This is a genomic window from Streptomyces sp. NPDC058052, from assembly GCF_042885515.1.
Lineage (GTDB): Bacteria > Actinomycetota > Actinomycetes > Streptomycetales > Streptomycetaceae > Streptomyces.
Window position 1 is genome coordinate 1 of record NZ_JBHVRX010000074.1, and the last position, 1,952, is coordinate 1,952.

Here is a 1,952-nt window from a genome sequence, read left to right on the forward strand (position 1 = left end):
ATTTATACACACCCCCTAAATCGTGGTGTGACAATGGGTTCTCGCCGGCTCGAAATCGGTTTGTCATTCTGACAAATAACCCTTCGGGAAATAAAAAAAACGGCTCCATAAAGAGGAACCGTTTTGCTTCAAAAATCACGTTTTGTGTTATACTGGAGAAACGAAATTGTGTTTTCAAAATTGTCATTTTCGACATGATAACTTTTCTCGTAGTGTGGTTTTGCCGAACCCACTACTTTTTTTATGTCTCCGAACTTCATTTCTTCCCGTTCCGGCTTAACAATCCCTTTTGATTTTCGATACATATTCATTCCGGAAGGATACATGTGCAGCCGTCCGCCTTTTAAAAATTTCTTTTCCCGACCTTCTACGATCTTTGTTTGCACCTCACAGCCCTCTGAAGCCACTTTTAAGGCTGTTTCCCTGTCTTGGACATCTTCTAGGTCTATATCAGTCAAATAAGCGCTCAAATAGGCTCCTATGTTGTCTATATCCTTTAATGACTTGATTGTTACAAATCCTAAACCCCATAGACTCCTTAATTCAGCATTTTTAATATAAATCTTATCCAAATCATTAAAGCGCATTAAAACATGACAATGCCAGGCTCCACGTCCTTGTGGCTCTACCACCGATAAATAATCTATCGAACTTTCTTTCTTGTATTTATAACGCAACCTGTCGATAAAATTTTGAAAATCACTATAAAGTTTTTTCGTGTCCGTCATATTTTTCTTGTATGTCAAAGTTATATGTAATTCATTTGGCCGTCCTATAAAATTGTTATTTATCAAATAACGCAGCTTCTTAAAGGTTTGTCTCAAAGAATTATAATTTTCCTGCCGATTTTCCGAATGCTCGAACTCCCGGATCTCCCCAGTAGAGAGGTCTACAAACCTATCCTTGTCCAATTTTTTGATATTATTTTTCCGGTTCATCTTCTCCATATGCTGAACTTCAATGACGTGATTCATAGTGGTCACTTTTACAACATCATTTGGAGCTATGAAAACCGCGTCACCATTGCGTTTATCCATCCATTTCCCCTCAATTTTTCCTGTAATGTTTAATTAAAATCAAGTTAATAATAAAGAACCCCAAATCCGAAGTCAGTTTTTCAACAAAAATTAGCGTCCTTTTCCCAAATAGTCCCTATACAATTCCTTAATAGCAAACTCAATTACAGCATCTTTTGAAACTCTTCCAAATTCATTGTGTTTTGTAAAATGTTCGGCTAATAACTCTAGCTTTTTAAATGTTTCAACAGTAATTCGAGGTCCAATTTGTTTTTTCTCTTCCATCCAAACACACTCCTAACAAGTTGTTAACATAATTCTAACATTGGAAATAATAGAATTCAAGAACAGAAAAAAGAAGCACACTCGGAATGATATTTCGTTTCCTTTTGATTCCGAGCCTCCACCCCTTACAATCCCCAAAGGCAACCGACAAGGGAAAATTCGTCCCTTATCGGCACCTCCGGAAATTGTACAGCAAGGGGTCACTCCCAATAAAAAGACTACGACATATAAAACAGGTTTAGCTTCAGAGAAAAAGAGCATAAGGAAACTCGGTGCCACCCTAAAAAAAAGGGTGTCAAACAGGCTGTGCCTGTTGAGTTTCTATGCTCTTAGAACAGGTGCCGTTTTTGAAGCCAAAGATATAGCATAGATACCCCATAGATATAGCAGGGATATACCAAAATATCTCTAGAGATACGGGTATCTATGCTATATCTCTCTACAAGATTCCTCCACACGCTTGACGGAAATGCTTCAGCATTTTAGCACTCACTCGACAGAGTGTATAAGTGCGCCATTCGGAATTTCAAAGCTTCAAATTTCACAGAGAGTGCCCATTTATACACACCCCCTAAATCGTGGTGTGACAATGGGTTCTCGCCGGCTCGAAATCGGTTTGTCATTCTGACAAATAACCCTTCGGGAAATAAA

The 1,952-nt window shown here is 38.2% G+C and carries 2 protein-coding genes; both read right to left on the minus strand.

Annotation, left to right across the window (positions count from 1 at the left end):
• Positions 1 to 128 precede the first annotated feature (128 nt).
• On the minus strand, positions 129 to 1,037 hold the full coding sequence (locus tag ACFVU3_RS39925; protein ID WP_375839305.1) for a hypothetical protein: 909 nt from the start codon (positions 1,035 to 1,037) through the stop codon (positions 129 to 131).
• A 90-nt stretch (positions 1,038 to 1,127) separates the two neighbouring features.
• Positions 1,128 to 1,301 carry a hypothetical protein gene (locus ACFVU3_RS39930; RefSeq protein WP_375839303.1) on the minus strand — a complete coding sequence of 58 codons (174 nt, stop codon included), beginning with the start codon at positions 1,299 to 1,301 and terminating at the stop codon, positions 1,128 to 1,130.
• Between the last annotated feature and the right edge of the window lie 651 nt (positions 1,302 to 1,952).